Origin of the sequence: Microcoleus sp. CAWBG27 (genome assembly GCF_020883145.1) — a bacterium.
Classification (GTDB): domain Bacteria; phylum Cyanobacteriota; class Cyanobacteriia; order Cyanobacteriales; family Microcoleaceae; genus Microcoleus.
In genome coordinates, this window is sequence record NZ_JAHREU010000099.1 from 1 (window position 1) to 17,488 (window position 17,488).

Genomic DNA, 17,488 nt, shown 5'->3' on the forward strand with positions numbered 1-17,488 from the left:
AGGACTAAAGTCCTCACTACAAACCGTGTTGTCCTTTCAATCAGGTTCGTAGTAAGGACTTCAGTCCTCTCTCTGACTATTAAGAAGGAAAGAAGGACTAAAGTCCTCACTACAAACCGTGTTGTCCTTTCAATCAGGTTCGTAGTAAGGACTTCAGTCCTCTCTCTGACTATTAAGAAGGAAAGAAGGACTAAAGTCCTCACTACAAACCGTGTTGTCTGTAGCGTGACATCACAAAACTTCTGCGAGATTAGCTAGTAAAAAAATGGAATCTACTAAAAATCGCGATCGACTAAATTCTCACAACCCTCCACTTGAGAAGTGGTTGCGATTTTTAATTATAGCCGTATTAGCGATCGGCATTTTATTTCGGTTCGCAAATCTCGATCGCAAATTCTACTGGATCGACGAAAACTATACTTCCTTAAGAGTTTCCGGCTACACCGAAGCGGAAATTATCAAACAAATTTCATACCAGAAAATAACTTCGCCCTCAGATTTACAAAAATACCAGCAGATAAATTCCCAAAAAACTTTAAGCAATACCCTAAATTCCTTAGCAACCGAAGACCCCCAACACCCGCCACTCTATTACATACTAGCGCGATTTTGGGCGCAATGGTTCGGCAGTTCTGTGACAGCAATGAGAAGTTTGCCCGCCGTCATTAGCTTGCTAGTATTTCCCGCCATTTATTGGCTGGCTTGGGAGTTATTTGAATCCTCTGCTGTGGCTTGGATGGCGATCGCAATTTTCGCCATTTCTCCCTACCACATCCTGTTTGCCCAAGAAGCCAGACAGTACAGTTTGTGGGCATTAACTACTATTTTATCCAGTGCAGCCTTATTGCGAGCAATGCGCCCGGATGTCAATCAAAATCCAATGTTGCTGATTTCTCACTGGACACTATACGCAGTCACAGCAGCAATGGGATTGTACACCCACTTGTTATTTATCTGGGTAGCCGCAGCCCACACAATCTACGTCGCAGTTATTGCCAACTGGCGCGATGTTAAAACATTTATTGCCTATTATGCAGCCGCAATGGTCGCCTTAATTGGCTTCATGCCTTCCCTCGTAAATACTGTCGAAAAGTTCAATCAAGTTAGAAGTACCACAGTATGGGCAGAACAGACAAATCTCTTCAGATTAGTCAGCAGGTGGGTGGGCGCCGTCTGCATAGGATTTTTTGATATTGGCACTGATGGGACTGCCAACGCCACACAACTAGCCTTGGTAATTCCCGTTGGCATCATGATTCTAGCTTTAGTCGGCTATTCCCTTTATTTTCTATGCCGGCAAACACCAAAACGGGTTTGGTTGTTGATATTATTGTTAATTGCCACAACTGCCTTATTTTTGGCAGTGCCGGATATACTTAAAGGCGGGAGGCGATCGGCAAATCCGCGATATTTAGTTCCTTGTTATGTGGGAATTCAGCTAGCCGTTGCTTACCTGCTGTCTGCGAAAATTAGCAACAATTTTGATAACTTAAAACCGCAAAGACTGTGGAAAATAGTTATAGTTGCACTGTTTTGTGCTGGCATCATCTCCGGTGGAGTTAGTTCTCAAGCTGATAGTTGGTGGAATAAAGGCAGCGGCTGGCTGCGTGCCGAAATAGAAGTCGCAGCGACTGTCAATCAAGCCAGCAATCCCCTCATCATCAGCGATGCGAACATAGCATACATCATGCCTTTAAGTTATCGCCTGCAACCAAAAGTCAAACTGCTAATCGAACCGCGCTGTTACACTTCTTGCTACGCAAATCGAGAGTTGGCAAGGAAAAAACCAGAACCTCCGAAAATTCCCAGCGGTTTGGGCGAGTTGTTTTTATACAGGCCTTCCTCAAATTTGCGATCGGCAATTGGGCAACAAAACTATCAAATAGATCCGGTGGGCGGTAATGGCGAACTCAATCTGTGGAAAATTACCAAAAAATAATTTATAGCGGTTCTCAAAAAAGTGAGGTACGTTGTTGGGCTTTAGCCCTCTTATATTTATTATATAGTAAGCGAGGTCGCATAAAAAACTCCATTTATAGTCATACCTCATCTTTCTGATAAAGGCTATAAAAACATTAACGAATCAAAATCTAGTTTCCCGGCAAATACTGCCCAGAAACCTGGTCTTTGGAAGTATGTCGCAAGTATAGTAGAACAGAATTACTTTTCGCGGTAAGCTATAATTTAAGGATCACAAACATAACATCAAAAATCTAAAATGACAGTAACTGAAACCTCTAACATTCGCAAACTGCTGTGCGATCCTGACTTAGGTCTGATTCCTCATCTAGAAAAATCGCTGAAAGACTTACACTCGTCTGCGATCGCCAACGGAGAGAAATTTAAGGTAGAACCTTACGATATCGAACTCAACAACTGCCACACTCAAAAGCATCCCAACGACCAAAAACCCCTTGTCACTCAGTCAGTGTTAATGAAAATTCCCCTGACTGGGAAAGTTCAAGACAAGATGCACTTATATCTGATCGCTAGTGAGTTGCAGAACCAAATCGATATCAAAATTATCGACTGGAGTGCCTTGGAACGCCGCCAATACGACATTCACGGCATCCCCTTAAAGCAGCCGATTACCAAAATAGATGGCGAGATGAATTACGAGTTAATATTCGATCGACCAGGCTACTGCTGCATCACTCTGTGCCGTCAATTTGACTTGACTTACGCCGCCAATTATTAAGGTTTTAGGTACGTTGTTGCGCTTCAGCGCTCTTTCTCATATATATGTAAGAGCGCTGAAGCGCAACAACGTGCCTTTGAAAGAGCGCTTAAGCGCAACAACGTGCCTTTTTAAACAGATCGACTCGCCGTTTCCGCCAGAATCTGCTTAATTTGAGCAGGAGTCAGACTGGGATTGGCTTGCAACATCAAAGCTATCACCCCGGATACGTGCGGCACTCCCATGGAAGTACCCGCAAAATATCGATAGGGAATCCCCGGTTGAGACAGCGGCACAGTTGAATAAACGTCCCCAGCATCGGCCCTACCGCCGTCGCCGCCCGGAGCGACAAAATAACTAATTGTGTTAGATCCCGCCCGGTTAGAATAATCACCAAACAAGCCGTTGCGGGTAACACCACCGACAGCAATTCCTACCTCATTCGCAAACTTAGCCGGATAATCTACATCCGGGCGAGCTTCATTTCCTGCCGCCGAAATCACCACCACGCCCTTAGCTTCCGCCGCTCGAATCGCGCTCAATTCGCGATCGTTGAACTGTTGACCGCCAAAACTCACATTAATTATTTTCGCACCATTTGCCACCGCGTAATTAATTGCGTTAATTTCATCTGAGATTCTGCCTACTCCTGTGCTATTGAGTATTTTCAAAGGCATAACTTTGGCAGTCGGAGCAGTTCCAGTTATTCCCACTCCATCCTTTTTGGCAGCAACTAAACCCGAGATATGAGTGCCGTGGCCGTTATCATCCATCGGATCGTTATCGTTGTTGGCAAAATCCCATCCCCGCACATCATCTACAAAGCCATTGCCATCATCATCTACGCCGTTGCTAGCTTTATTTCTACCTGCGGCATCAACGCCATTTTCTCCTCCATTGCTCCAAACATTCCCGATTAAATCCGGGTGATTGTAGTCAATGCCGCTGTCGATAACTGCTACGACAATGCCATCTCCAGTCAAACCCTTCGTCCAAACTTCTGGAGCTTTAATTAAGTCTCTGCCCCACTCGTCACCGCCCAAGTCTGGAACATCAGGAAAAGTGGGCACACCTTGAGCTTTAGCAACTGCCGCCGCCGCATTAACTAAACCAAACCCAAAACGAGAGTCAAAACCAGGTGAGTTGCTGGGATTGTCAGGAACAATAGTTGCAGGAGTTGCAGATAAATTTAGGGTAAAATTTGTATTACCTTGATTTTGATAAACTCGGACAAAGTATGTTCCGGCTGCCAAATTTTTGAGATCGATCGACTCTGGCGATAAACCGGATTCTTTAGCAGAAGCAATAATATCGGTAAAGTCAATAGAATTGTCGCCGTTAATATCTTTAATCACAGCCACGTCAACATCGGCACTAAAACCGCTGACAGTTAATTTAAAGTCGTTAGTTGCAGGCAAAGTAAAGCGGTAAAGGTTGTCTGGGCGGGCGTTGCTAACCGAGTCGGCGATGGTTTGATTGCTGCTCAAAACGCCTAAATCTCGGGCTTGGCTGAGTTGGTTGCCCAATACGGGATTTGCAGAGATGAACTTACCGCTGAGGTTTTGTGGTGATGTGTTGGCGACTAAGCCTAAAATAGCACCGGATTGGCGAATTTTAATTACTGTATTGGGAGTGCCGGAAACTGTTTCTAAAGTGAGGTCTGCTTCGGTAAGATTGTCAGTTAGTCCGATCGCATCCTCAACACTGTTAAAGTCAGCGATCGTGTCTGCAACAGCCGGATCTGAGACTGGGGAATTGCTGCGAAGCACAAAGGTATCTGAGCCCAAACCCCCTGTCAGCGTATCTTTGCCTCCATCGCCTGTTAAAACGTCGCTACCGTTGCCGCCGTTGAGGCTATCATCTCCCCTACCTCCTTGCAAGGTATCGCTGCCCTTTCCGCCAAACAGGAAGTCATTGCCGGCACCGCCGTTAAGCAAGTCATTCCCGACACCACCGAAGAGAGTATCGGAATTGGCACCGCCGAGGAGTCTGTCGTTACCATTATCACCGCTGAGGCGATCGGCATCCGAGGCACCGACAATAAAATCATTACCTCCGAGGGCAAAAAGTCCGTTAGGATAAGGAGTCAAAAAGCCTGGAGTTAATGCGAAACTATTGGGGCTATCATCTAAAAGATAGGAAAATCCGTCAGGGCTCGGGCCGGGCATAGAAATTTACTCCTTAGATAAAATCAATCTAAATTTTAGATTCAAAACATGAAATTGTCCTTAAAAAATCTACAATCCCAAATTCATTAATCAGGATCGGAAAATGGGAAAACAACACTTGCATCGAATTCAGAATTTTTTCAACCTCGCCAAATCACGTTTAAAGCCTTATTTGCGCTATGTGATTTTGGGCGGCACGTTTTTATTTATTGCCCAAGCTTTTGTAACTCACTGGCGAGAAGTCGCTAATATCCGAATTCGAGCCGAAAGTTTTCCGTTATTGGCTATTGCGGTTGGTGTCACGTTACTGTCTCTAATTTTTGTCGGCTGGGTGTGGATGTTGATTTTGCGCGAATTCCGCCAACCTGTCAATGCCGCCTGGGCGATTCAAGTTTTTCTCAAAACTAATATTGCCAAGTATTTACCGGGGAATATTTGGCATTTTTGGGGTCGCATCTTGGAGGCAAAAAAGGCAGGAATTGCGCCCAAAGCTGCTACTCTCAGCGTCTTGTTGGAACCGTTGCTGATGGCTTCTGCGGGCGTGCTGATTGGGTTGATTTGTTTTGAGCGGATCGATGGCTTTTTGCGAATTGTCGGCTGTGCTGCTATTTTAATAGCCATTCATCCCCGAATTTTAAATCCGATCGTCCTATTTGTAGAGCGCCTGAAGTTATCCAAGAACAAGGGCGAAAATTCCGAGGTTGGAGATGCTGCGGGCGATCGACTAATTTCGCCTTTAGAGTCTAGCTCCAATCTAACTAAAAAAATATCTAATGTCAAGTCTCAGCGCAAAAATAATTTGCCAATTAAACGCTATCCTTTAGTGCCGTTAATCGGACAAATCTGTTTTATCGGATTGCGGGGCAGCGGTTTTTTGCTAACGGTGATGGCTTTAAATCCGGTGAATTTTATCGATATTCCCAACTTGTTCGGTGCTTTTGGTTTTGCGTTTGTTGTGGGTTTGGTTGTACCGGGTGCGCCCGGGGGGATGGGAGTATTTGAAGCAACGGCGATCGCCCTTTTGGACGATCGCTTTTCTGTGGGTATAATTTTGAGCACCGTCGCTTTGTATCGGATTATCAGCATTCTGGCGGATGTTTCCGGTGCTGTGTTGGCGAAAATTGACAGGAAGCGCGGACACAGTAAATGAGCGGAAAATAATAGATCGGGCTAGCGGATTTACCCCGATTAGCTGGAGTCGAAAATATGTATTTTTATTAAGACTTTGGGCTTACGTAAGTATGCTGGCTATAGTTGAATTTAGACAAAATTTTGTCAAATAATCTGTTTGGCTAGTTAAGAAACAAAGCCACAAACAATATAGTCTGAATCAATAAATTTAAGACTTGCAAACAAACCGAGTTGTTCTCAGGAAAATCACAATTTTAGGTATTTGTACCGTCAAAGAAACGGTTTTTTTGAGTTCGGGTGTGCTAGTCCTGGATTTATGAAAAATTATTTACTTTAGGATCTGGGGTACACAGCCATGATACCAGTTTTATCAGCAGTATTTATCGATGCAGCAGTAACAGACTATCAAACTCTCCTCGATGGAGTGAAATTGGGAGTAGAAGCAATAATTATCGACTCCCACAGAGATGGAATCGAACAAATTAGCGAAGTCTTAGCGAATCGCACTAATATTGACAGCATTCATCTAGTTTCCCACGGCGAACCGGGAAGCTTGCAACTCGGTAAAACCAGACTATCTATTGATAACCTCGAAGCTTATAGCCAGCAATTACAGCAATGGCGGCGCGCCTTAACAGTTGATGCAGATATCTTGATTTATGCTTGTAATGTCGCAGCAGAATCTCGTGATTGCCCGAAAGTCCGCCAGGGAATTTATTCCCTGTTCGAGCGCGAAAGTCGGTTGAAACCGACTGAAAACAATTTCATTAAACAGTCCCCGATCGAGGACTTTTGCTATGAGACGGGGGTTGAAACGAACGGCGGACTCGATGAACAAGTTGTAAATAGTACCAACTTCCTCCACCGCATTGCCACTCTCACTGGTGCAAATATCGCCGCCTCCAAACATCTCACGGGGAGTGCAAAATTAGGAGGCAATTGGGAACTCGAAACAAAAATTGGTAACATTAAATCTCCCCTAGCATTCGAGTCAGACGCAATGGAAAATTATGCGTCTGTTTTGGCTACCTATAGCGTTACCAATACTTCCGATAGCGGTACGGGATCTCTGCGAAATGCGATTCAACAAGCCAATTTCAATCCCGGATTAGACACAATTAACTTTAACATTCCCGGCACGGGCCCTCATACCATTACCCTTTTAAATCAAGCGTTACCTGTCATCACCAGCCCAGTAATTATCGATGGCAAATCTCAACCCGGATATGCTGGGAAACCAATTATCGAACTCAATGGCAGTTTGGTACAAGTTGGTGGTTCTGGTAGCTTGATTGGTACTAACGGTATAGAATTGAGCAGAAGTCCTTTTGGGGGTCAGGAAGATTCCAGTGGCAGCACAATTCAGGGATTAGTTATTAATGGATTTGGAAAAGCAGCAAACATTTTTGGGGGCTTCGGCATTTGGGTATATACTAATAACAATACTATTCAAGATAACTACATCGGCACTGATATTAGCGGTACTGCTGCTGTAGGTAATACTATGGGCGGCATTAGAATCAACAGTGGCAGCAATCCTTTAGTGCCTAATCCCACACCTAACCCCATCACAGGCACTATTATCTCGCGCAACGTCATTTCTGGCAATGGTGCTTTAGGAGGCATATTTCTTGCGAAAATATCAGCAACAAATACCACAATTACGGGCAATTATATCGGGACTGATACCACGGGTACAAGAGATTTAGGCAACGAGGGTGATGGCATTATGATCCTCGATCGAAGTTCCAATCCTAATAATAATATCATTGGTGGAGCCGCACCCGGAACCGCGAATATTATTGCGAACAACAAGGGCAGCGGTATTGAGGTTAATGGAAATATCAGCAACCAAACGATTCAAGGCAATAGCATTTTTAATAACAAACGATTGGGCATTGACTTGATCGGTACTACTGGCGTGACTCCCAACGATGTGGGCGATGCAGATAAAGGCAGCAACAACCTGCAAAATTTTCCGGTTTTGACCTCAGTTAGCGGCAACACAGTCAAAGGCATTCTCAACAGCACTCCTAACAATAACTTCCGCGTCGAATTCTTTGCTAATAAAAGTTATGACTCCGCAGGTGCAGGTCAAGGTGAAACTTTTCTAGGTTTCCAAGATGTGACGACAGATAGTGCTGGCAATGCTAATATCAACTTTCCCTACACTCCAGTAGCAGGCAAACCGGTTCTCGCAGCTACTGCTACTAACAAAACTACAGGTGATACATCGGAATTTTCCCGTCGCAATCAATCTCCGATTAATTCAATACCGGGAAGAACAACTACTACCACAACTAACCCAAACAACATTACGATAAACAGCGGAGGAATACCTAATTATAACGTTTTAGCGACACCGTATCCGTCTGCTATTGACGTTTCAGGCGTGACGGGAAATGTAGACAGTATTACGACCACTATCAACAATGTCAAAACTTCGGATGGGGTTTATTCAGCATCACAGGTAATTAACCTGTTGCTAGTTGGCCCACAGGGACAAAATGTAGTGTTAATGTCTCAGGTAGGATCTGCACCGCTTAACAACATCACACTGAAGTTGGATGATAATGCTGCCTCTTTTCTTGGTTCTACATTTCCAACGTCGCTACCAAATATTGCTTCAGGAACTTACAAACCAACGAACTATTCGCCAAACGGTTTTCGCGATATTTATTCCTTGGTTATACCACCTGGTACGCCGACAGGAGCACCAGAAGGGCCTTACGGTTCGACTCTTTCTGTTTTTAATAAAACCAACCCGAATGGTGCCTGGAAGTTGTATGCAGTTGATGCCAACCAAGAGAATGGTGTGGCATCCGGTGCTACTATTCCTGGAAATATTGCCAGTTGGAGTCTGGACATTACTACCGATACCGGCACAGCAACCACAACTCAAAATACTCCTCGCATCTTCTCTGCTAGCAACAGCAATAGTATCTCTGTATTTGACTCAGATAGCGAGTTGGTGGAAGTTAATCTCAGCGTCACCAGCGGCAATCTGACACTCAAGTCGCTGACGGGAATTACCGGATCTGGTAATGGTAGCAACATCCTGATTTATACGGGAAAACAGGCTGATATTAATGCTGCTTTAGATGGTTTAACTTATACGCCGAATCCGAATTTTGTTGGTACGGATACGCTGACTGTGACGACAAAGGATAATGGTGCCCCGGAATTAGGCGGTGCTCAAACGGATGTCGATTTTGTAAATATTACCGTCAATCCGCCAACACCGACACCAACTCCGACTCCGACTCCGACACCAACTCCGACTCCGACTCCGACTCCAACTCCAACTCCAACTCCGACTCCGACGCCGACTCCGACACCAACTCCAACCCCAACTCCAACCCCGACTCCGACTCCGACACCAACTCCGACTCCGACGCCGACTCCCACACCAACTCCAACCCCAACTCCAACCCCAACCCCGACGCCAACTCCGACGCCGACTCCGACACCAACGCCGACACCAACTCCAACACCAACTCCGACACCAACGCCAACTCCGACACCAACGCCAACTCCGACACCAACGCCAACTCCGACACCAACGCCGACTCCAACGCCATTGGACACTCCGACACCAACTCCGACGCCTGCGCCAACTCCGACGCCAACTCCTGTGGCTGCGCCAACTCCGACGCCATTACAAACTCCGACGCCAACGCCAACACTTGCGCCAACTCCAACGCCTACGGAAACTCCCACACCAACACCAACGCCTGCGCCAACTCCAACGCCTGCGGAAATTCCAACTCCCACGCCGACGCCCGGTGTAATTCCTTCTCCTGCTGCGCCAGAGTGCATTTGCGATGCTATTGACTATCCAAATCTCAACCAGCCCAACCGAATTGATAACATTATTAACATCAACGGTAGCGGTGAAATTCAGTTTGGCACGCCGGAAAATAATGCTTGTTATGGCAGCCCAAATCCGAATATTTTCGTTGCGGGTTTAGGCGATGATAACATCTACGGGGGCGAAGCAAATGATATCATTTACGGCAGCCAAGGCAACGATTTTATTGAGGGCAATCAGGGCGACGATATCCTGTTTGGCGGCAAGGGTAATGATATTATTGTTGGCGGTAAAGGCGAAGATATCATTTTCGGAAATAGCGGCAATGATTCGATACACGGTCAAGAAAACACCGACTTAATTGTTGGCGGTGCAGGTGATGATTTTATCGACGGAGGCAGGGGGAACGATCGCGCCTTTGGAGGCAAGGGAAATGATATTATCTTCGGCAGCGGAGGCGAGGATTCTCTCTACGGCAATTATGGTGATGATACCCTCTGCGGAGGCGTTGGCAATGATTGCCTGAGTGGGGGTGCTGGCAATGATTTGCTAGACGGGTGCGAGGGAAATGATACTTTGATTGGCGGTTTGGGGGATGACTGTCTGATTGGATGTGCTGGCAGCGATCGCTTTTTACTCTCTACCAATTCCGGGAGCGATATTATTGCCGATTTTGAGAATGGAAAAGATTTGCTGATTCTAGGTAATGGCTTGACTTTCGAGCAATTAAATGTTACTCAACTCAGCGGTAAAACGTCTATCCAGTTTGTACCGACTGGGGAAATTATAGCTGTTTTAAATGGAGTTATGCCTCCCAGTATTAATGCAGCAAATTTTACTTTGATTTAAATTTGTACATTACTCTAAGGTATGTTGTTGCGCTTCAGCGCTCTCTTATATATATTATGAAAAGAGCGCTGAAACGCAACTACGTACTTTCATATATAAGAAAAAAGCGCTCAAGCGCAACTACGTACCTAAATATCAACTTTCCTCGCTCATTCAAAATTTATGCACTTCGAGTCTAATAAATCGGCTTTTTTCCAATCTTATTGAAAAATTTGTCAGAAAGAAGGATATTTTACCTATTGATTTTTGCAGAATTCTTGTGGTATATTTTAGATAATGGAAATGGTGACTTACATTTTAAAATTGTCACCACTCCCATTATTAAATAATACTTTTTTGAACCGTCAAAGTCAAGCGTTTGACCCTAAAAAAAGGGCGATTTTTTTTAATTCATGCAACTAAAATTAATCGACGCCCATTACTAATTCTCCACTACCGTCAATAACTTCGCCGATCGCAAATGCACCAATTCCCTGAGATTCAAACCACTTAACAGCCTGCTCGACTTCCCGGCGATCGACCAACAGCACAAAGCCAATACCCATATTAAAAGTATTAAACATATCGGCCGTCGCAACTGAACCCGCTTCAGCAATCCAGTCAAAAATTGGCAAACTCGGCCAGCTACTGGTGTCAATTTTCACAGATTGATTGGCTCCCAAACAGCGGGGCAAATTTTCCGGCAAACCGCCACCAGTAATGTGAGCCATACCGTGAATTTCTAAACCGCTCTTAATTGCTTCGAGGACTGGTTTCACATAAATTGTAGTCGGAGTCAGCAGCACTTCTCCTAAAGTTTTGCCGCCCAACTTTTCCGGTTGGGAATTCCAATCAAAACCTAGATCGCCCGCAATTTTTCTCACCAAACTAAAACCGTTGCTGTGCACACCGGAACTAGCCAGCCCCACAGCCACATCTCCCACCCGTACCTGGGAAGCGTCAAGCAATTTGCTCTTTTCGACAATTCCCACGCAAAAACCAGCCAAATCGTACTCACCTGCTTGGTAAAAACCGGGCATTTCTGCGGTTTCCCCTCCGAGTAAAGCACAGCCCGCTTGCTTGCAACCCTCAGCAATTCCTGTCACCACCCCAGCTAATTGTTCGGAATTTAACTTTCCGGTTGCTAAATAATCGAGAAAAAAGAGGGGCTCGGCGCCGGATGTCAGTACGTCGTTGACGCACATCGCCACCAAGTCGATACCTACCGTGTCGTGCCGATCGAGATCGTGGGCCAATTTCAACTTAGTTCCCACGCCGTCAGTGCCCGAAACCATCACCGGCTCTTTTAAACCCTCCGGAACGCTGAAAAATCCGCTAAATCCGCCGAATCCGCCCAAAACTCCCGATCGGTGGGTACTTTTGACTGTATTCTTGATGCGATCGACAAAAGCTCTGCCCGCCTCAACATCCACACCTGCTGCTCGATAATCCATAAGTCTGCCAAATCGATTTGTACGTTTTAGTTTATTCGGAACCGTCAGTCGATTTTGGATTTTGGATTTTGGATTTTAGATTTTGGATTGGGGATTGGGGATTTTAGACTTCCAGCTAAGCGCCAACGTTGAACGAACCGTGGATCTCGGATCTCGAATAGAGTCTAAAATTTTGGGCTCACAGCAAGTATCCGTTTGGTTGCGAACTCAACCTTAAATACTTGACAAACAGATTTTTTCAGGCTAATCCTTCGGCAACCATAAAATACGCGAATTTTTTGTAAATTTTTGTAAAAATTTCTGGAATCCTGAAAATGGCTGTAACCACTGCAATTAAAGGACTTTGTCAGACAGAGTTCTGAGAAAATTTGAGCAATATTGCTCAAATGTATCGAAACAGCGATCCCCAAGCGCAAAAGTTTGTGGTAGTCTGTTGCAGTTCGTTACCAAAACACAAATTGCGGATCGAGTATGAGTTGTCAAAGATCGGGGAAGTTTCAGCCAATTTTTTTTGGGGCTGAAGCATTACAGCAAAAATGCACCCGGATACTTTGCTTTGACTCACGGGGGAATGGCGAAGGGATCGAGAAAAATCCTTGACGCCTGCCGCCAAATGGCCAATCCTCCAATCTCGGTTGGCAATGGCTCTTCACAAAAATGGACGTATGAAGGAAAAATTTGTTGGTGGTTTACTCGCTGTCCTGTTAGTTCCTGTGGTAGGAACGGCATCTTCTTGTCACGCACAAGCGACAGACGCTCTGAAGCCAGACTCTCAGGGTTCCAAGCAGCAAGTAATTGCCACCCAACCGTCCCCGCAGTTAAACGCAACTCGGGTCGAAGCACAAAAAGTTGGACAGTATCAGTACCAAGCCAGAGCTGACATTGACCAAGACTCGATCGTCAAAATTCAGCCCCACGACTTGGAGGGGCGACAAGCAGTGACAGTCTACGTGCGAAACATTCCAGTCATCACCTTTCTGAACCCAAGCCAGGAAACCAACACCAAAATTGGAGAAACTGGCGATCGCAAAGCCAGTGGTAGCAGTCAGTCAAAAGTAGCCGGCACAAAAGAAAATCCCAAAGCCGGAAACACTGCCAGCAATTCCACCAATCAAGAACCAGATCCAATGTGGCGGGCATCTAGCTTAGCAGCAAGACTCAACCAACTAAACCGCAACAACATCGATCCCAACAGCATTACCGTTAAGTGGGAAAAAGGCGATCGCTACATAATCCAGGCAAACGGCGAGGATTTGGTAAGCATCAACGCTCAAAACATCCTCCCCGACACCACGAGCAACTTCAGCCGAGATGCGCTGCAAGTAACCAATCGCCTCCGCCGACTCCTGGGCAACGCCCCACCCTTGGAAGCAGTGGCAGGCCAACCCGAACCAGAACCAGAAGCCCCCGTGCTATCTTTGGGCCCAGTTCAAGTGCGGCTCAGCGGCTGGGCTTCCTGGTACGGCCCCGGATTTGATGGCAACCTCAGCGCCAGCGGCGAGCGTTTTAACCAAAATGCCTTGACTGCTGCACACCGCCACTTGCCCTTCGGCACTTTAGTGATGGTGCGAAATCTGGACAACGGCCGATCGGTAGTAGTTCGGATTAACGATCGCGGCCCCTACGTGGGCGATCGGCTGATTGACTTGTCGGCGGGCGCAGCCAACGTGCTCGGAATGATGAGCAGCGGTGTTGCGAGAGTGGAAATCCAAGTAATCGAATCCAAACAGTAAACAAGTGTAGGACGTTCAACAGTTGACAGTTGACAGTTGACAGTTGACAGTTGACAGTCACCTCTACTGGGAATAAAGACGATGGGAGTAATGAATAGTCTTGTTTTAATTTCTCCCTATAAGGGTGAAGGCTTTAAACCAATTCTTTCTGAAAAGGCAGCACAATAAATAAGTTATCGGAAGTGTAGAAGGCAGAAAGTAGAATAAAACTGACATCTTGGACTCGTCGAGTCCCGATGCGGGCGAGGCAAGTTGCTAACATCCGTGCAAGATGTCCGATCGAACAAATTCCGACAAACAAAATTCTGCATTCTGCCGAATGCCTTCAGGAGAGTCTACCGGTGCGCCTGTTTACTAGCATTGCAGCACTTCGCTGCTACTTAAATTCACAAAAGTCTGCTGCACCTCACGTGACAGTCGGTTTGGTGCCGACGATGGGAGCTTTGCACGCCGGACATCTCAGCTTGATCCAGCGGGCAAGACAAGACAATGCGATCGTCCTAGTCAGCATTTTTGTCAACCCGCTGCAATTTGGCCCGACAGAAGATTTTCAAGATTATCCCCGAAATTTGGATCGAGACCGGCTGCTGTGCGAACAAGCTGGCGTTGATGCCATTTTTGCTCCCCCAGCCACAGAAATGTTTGGGAATCCAGGGGGCGATCGCGCAGCAACCGACAAAACCGTCCAAACACAAATTCAAGTTTCATCCTTAACTCAAGTAGTGCCGCCACCGGCGATGACATCGGTGTTGTGCGGCAAGTCTCGGCCCGGTCATTTTCAAGGCGTCGCGACAATTGTTACCAAACTTTTGAGTTTGGTGCAGCCGACAAAAGCTTATTTTGGTCAGAAAGACGCCCAGCAGCTAGCAATTATCCGCCAACTGGCCTGGGATTTTAACTTGCCTGTAGAGATTGTTGCTTGCCCGATCGTCCGCGAAGAATCAGGACTAGCAATGAGTTCTCGAAATCAGTATTTAACAACAGAGCAAAAACAGCAATCCTGCGCCCTCTTCCGCGCGCTGCAACAAGCCTCAAAAACTTTTGCTTCAGGCGACCGCACCTCGGCCACTGCACTCGCTACCGCGCGCGCCGAAGTGGCAGGAGAACCAGAAGTTAAGCTCGAATACGCCGAACTCGTCGATCCCGATACTCTGATGCCGTTGGAGGTGGTGGAAACAGCGGGACTTTTAGCCGTAGCAGCCAGAGTCGGCTCTACTCGGTTGATTGACAATATAATTCTGAGGAACCGCAGGCCAATTGTGGCGATCGATGGCCCGGCGGGCGCTGGCAAATCTACCGTAACTCGCCAAGCAGCAAAAGCTTTGGGCTTGTTTTATCTCGATACCGGCGCGATGTACCGGGCGCTGACTTGGCTGGCTTTGAAAACAAACACGCCGATGTCCGACGAATGTGCGATCGCCGAATTAATTAGTTACAGCTATTTGGAATACAATCTCGATCCGGCATCTTTTATGCTGAAGATTAACGGCGAAGACATAACCCAGGAAATTCGCAGTTTGGAAGTGACATCTCGCGTCTCGGAAATGGCGGCAATTCCCGCTGTGCGCCAGTTTCTAGTAGATGAACAGCGGCGCTGCGGTACAAAAGGTGGGATTGTGGCAGAAGGCCGCGATATAGGAACTAATGTTTTTCCCGATGCGGAATTGAAGATTTATTTGACGGCTTCGGTACAAGAGCGATCGCGCCGGCGGATGTTAGAACTTAAAGACGCCGATCGGGCTAATATTAGTTTGACCCAGTTAGAACAAGACATCGCTCTGCGGGACTCCAAGGACAGCACTCGCCCGATCGCACCTTTACGGAAAGCTGCTGATGCTGTGGAAATTCAAACAGATAATCTGACTGTTGACGAAGTTATCGATCGGATTGTCGGCTTGTATCAAGAGAGAACCGGCCCTAAAAGTTAATTTGAAGGCGCTGGGGCGGTTGACAGTTGACAGTTGACAGTTGACAGTTGACAGCTAACAGTTGACCGAAGAAGAGCGACCTCTACCATTAAGTCCGAGGATTGGAGTAATGAATAGTCGGATTTTAATTTCTCCCTCAAAGACTTGGGGCTTTCAACCAATTCTTTCTGGTAACTACCTTCCGGAAGATTGCCACTATTCCCCGTTTTGATCGGTTAGGGGAACTCTCGCTGAAAATTCTTAAACTTGTTAATCCTGCCGAGTGCATCTGTGTTTTGCTTTTAATGCCGTGCGAGTAGATATTGTAGGGTGCGTCAGCGAGGAGCCGAATTTTTTGGTGGGGGAGCCAGAAGTGGCTGACGCACCCTACTACAAATGTGACTGTCAAAAGAAATGTTTTTTTGCAAAAATGAGATGCTCCCATCCTGCCGGACTTCCCCGCGATCGGTTAGTTGGAGTAACATTGCTAGGGACAATCTGATTTAAGATTATCCTCTAAGGTGAACTAACTAATATCAACATAAAATCTAGAATTAATTGTCGAAGGTGTGAAGGAGATTAATGACGTGACAAATATCAAACGGCTTTTGAGGCGGCGAAAAAAATTAATCGTTGCTTTTCTGGCTGCTGCGGGCAGTTTTTTGCTGGGTGTAACGTTGCCGATGAACTTGCGCGCCAATCAACCAGCGCCACCGAGACAGCCACAAGTCTTGGCAGTATCCTCGCCAGAACCAAAACTGATATCTAATGTTAGTGGAATCGCAGGAGCGATCGCCCATCGAGTTGAAGTTTCCCAACAAGCCCTAGCTCAACAGCAGGAAACTCGTTTTCAATCATCCCTACCATCCCAGTTTAAAGGTACCATGCTGCGTCAGGCAAAACTGGACGAACAGCACAAGGCGATCGCCCTGACATTTGACGACGGGCCCTGGCCGACAACTACTAGACAAATCCTAGAGATTCTGAAGAAAAACAATATTAAGGCTACATTTTTTTGGGTAGGAAGATACCTGCAAACATATCCCGAACTTGGCAAACAAGTTGCGTCAGCCGGTCACGCGATCGGCAACCACACTTGGAACCACCAATACATTAAGTATAACGAAGACGGTGCGGCTCGCGAGATCGATCGCACGTCATCATTAATTGAGGAAGTAACAGGCGTCAAAACATCAATGTTCCGGCCGCCAGGAGGCATTTTAAATAATGGATTGGCAGCTTACGCACAGAAGAAAAATTATGCAGTTATCATGTGGTCTGCTGATTCTTTAGATTGGCGGACTGCGACGCAATCCTTGATGGACAACGTGATGCGGCAGGCAAATTCTGGTGGCATTGTGTTGATGCACGACGGTGGCGGCAATCGTTCGAGAACTGTGCAAGCTTTGCCGGATATTATTGCTAAACTCAGAAAGGAAGGGTACAAATTTGTAACAGTTCCAGAGTTATTGCGGATGCAAGAACAAGTTTTAAATAAGCAGGAGACAGCACAAAAATAAAAACATGGGATAGTGGAATTAATCACCATTTTTCCATTTTTGACAAATCGATATATCCATCACAATTAAATAACCTTAGTTCTCATAGAAGAAAGGACTAAAGTCCTCACTACAAACCTACTGATATGTTCGTAGTGAGGACTTTACCCCTCATAGAAGAAAGGACTAAAGTCCTCACTACAAACCTACTGATATGTTCGTAGTGAGGACTTTACCCCTCATAGAAGAAAGGACTAAAGTCCTCACTACAAACCTACTG

The 17,488-nt window shown here is 46.2% G+C and carries 9 protein-coding genes; 7 read left to right on the plus strand and 2 right to left on the minus strand.

All coding sequences use genetic code 11. The features are described from left to right. Positions 1–265: 265 nt before the first annotated feature. On the plus strand, positions 266–1,939 hold the full coding sequence (locus tag QZ938_RS30710) for a glycosyltransferase family 39 protein (protein ID WP_293349428.1): 1,674 nt from the start codon (positions 266–268) through the stop codon (positions 1,937–1,939). Positions 1,940–2,218: 279 nt separating this feature from the next. Continuing rightward, positions 2,219–2,698 (plus strand): hypothetical protein, encoded by a 480-nt coding sequence (locus tag QZ938_RS30715; RefSeq protein ID WP_293349425.1) that lies wholly within the window; start codon positions 2,219–2,221, stop codon positions 2,696–2,698. A 110-nt stretch (positions 2,699–2,808) separates the two neighbouring features. Here the strand turns inward: QZ938_RS30715 and QZ938_RS30720 are convergent, their stop codons facing one another. Next, the gene (locus QZ938_RS30720; RefSeq protein ID WP_293349422.1) at positions 2,809–4,845 is read right to left on the minus strand and encodes a S8 family serine peptidase; all 2,037 of its coding nucleotides are present in this window, start codon (positions 4,843–4,845) and stop codon (positions 2,809–2,811) included. Positions 4,846–4,948: 103 nt separating this feature from the next. On the opposite strand from QZ938_RS30720, the gene QZ938_RS30725 reads away from it, so the two are divergent. Both QZ938_RS30725 and QZ938_RS30730 read left to right on the plus strand, forming a co-directional pair. Further along, a complete protein-coding gene (locus QZ938_RS30725; RefSeq protein WP_293349419.1) occupies positions 4,949–5,995 on the plus strand; it encodes a UPF0104 family protein in 1,047 nt (348 codons plus the stop codon). A gap of 336 nt (positions 5,996–6,331) precedes the next feature. Beyond that, positions 6,332–10,636, plus strand: a complete 4,305-nt coding sequence (locus tag QZ938_RS30730) for a DUF4347 domain-containing protein (protein WP_293365359.1) — start codon at positions 6,332–6,334, stop codon at positions 10,634–10,636. Between the two features lie 404 nt (positions 10,637–11,040). Here the strand turns inward: QZ938_RS30730 and purM are convergent, their stop codons facing one another. Continuing rightward, the gene (gene purM, locus QZ938_RS30735) at positions 11,041–12,069 is read right to left on the minus strand and encodes a phosphoribosylformylglycinamidine cyclo-ligase (protein WP_293352671.1); all 1,029 of its coding nucleotides are present in this window, start codon (positions 12,067–12,069) and stop codon (positions 11,041–11,043) included. Between the two features lie 665 nt (positions 12,070–12,734). On the opposite strand from purM, the gene QZ938_RS30740 reads away from it, so the two are divergent. The 3 genes from QZ938_RS30740 (at position 12,735) to QZ938_RS30750 (ending at position 17,229) form a co-directional block, all read left to right on the plus strand. Beyond that, positions 12,735–13,802 (plus strand): septal ring lytic transglycosylase RlpA family protein, encoded by a 1,068-nt coding sequence (locus QZ938_RS30740; RefSeq protein WP_293352669.1) that lies wholly within the window; start codon positions 12,735–12,737, stop codon positions 13,800–13,802. A gap of 341 nt (positions 13,803–14,143) precedes the next feature. After that, positions 14,144–15,730 (plus strand): bifunctional pantoate--beta-alanine ligase/(d)CMP kinase, encoded by a 1,587-nt coding sequence (locus QZ938_RS30745; RefSeq protein WP_293352677.1) that lies wholly within the window; start codon positions 14,144–14,146, stop codon positions 15,728–15,730. A 566-nt stretch (positions 15,731–16,296) separates the two neighbouring features. Then, entirely contained in the window at positions 16,297–17,229 is a 933-nt protein-coding gene (locus QZ938_RS30750) for a polysaccharide deacetylase family protein (protein WP_293147108.1), read from the plus strand. Positions 17,230–17,488 lie beyond the last annotated feature (259 nt).

Excerpts from the sequence above, each read along its gene's own strand:
- QZ938_RS30740 (WP_293352669.1), top strand. The coding sequence starts at position 12,735 with ATGAAGGAAAAATTTGTTGGTGGTTTACTCGCTGTCCTGTTAGTTCCT.
- purM (WP_293352671.1), bottom strand. The coding sequence starts at position 12,069 with ATGGATTATCGAGCAGCAGGTGTGGATGTTGAGGCGGGCAGAGCTTTT.
- QZ938_RS30715 (WP_293349425.1), top strand. The coding sequence starts at position 2,219 with ATGACAGTAACTGAAACCTCTAACATTCGCAAACTGCTGTGCGATCCT.
- QZ938_RS30730 (WP_293365359.1), top strand. The coding sequence starts at position 6,332 with ATGATACCAGTTTTATCAGCAGTATTTATCGATGCAGCAGTAACAGAC.
- QZ938_RS30725 (WP_293349419.1), top strand. The coding sequence starts at position 4,949 with ATGGGAAAACAACACTTGCATCGAATTCAGAATTTTTTCAACCTCGCC.
- QZ938_RS30720 (WP_293349422.1), bottom strand. The coding sequence starts at position 4,845 with ATGCCCGGCCCGAGCCCTGACGGATTTTCCTATCTTTTAGATGATAGC.
- QZ938_RS30710 (WP_293349428.1), top strand. The coding sequence starts at position 266 with ATGGAATCTACTAAAAATCGCGATCGACTAAATTCTCACAACCCTCCA.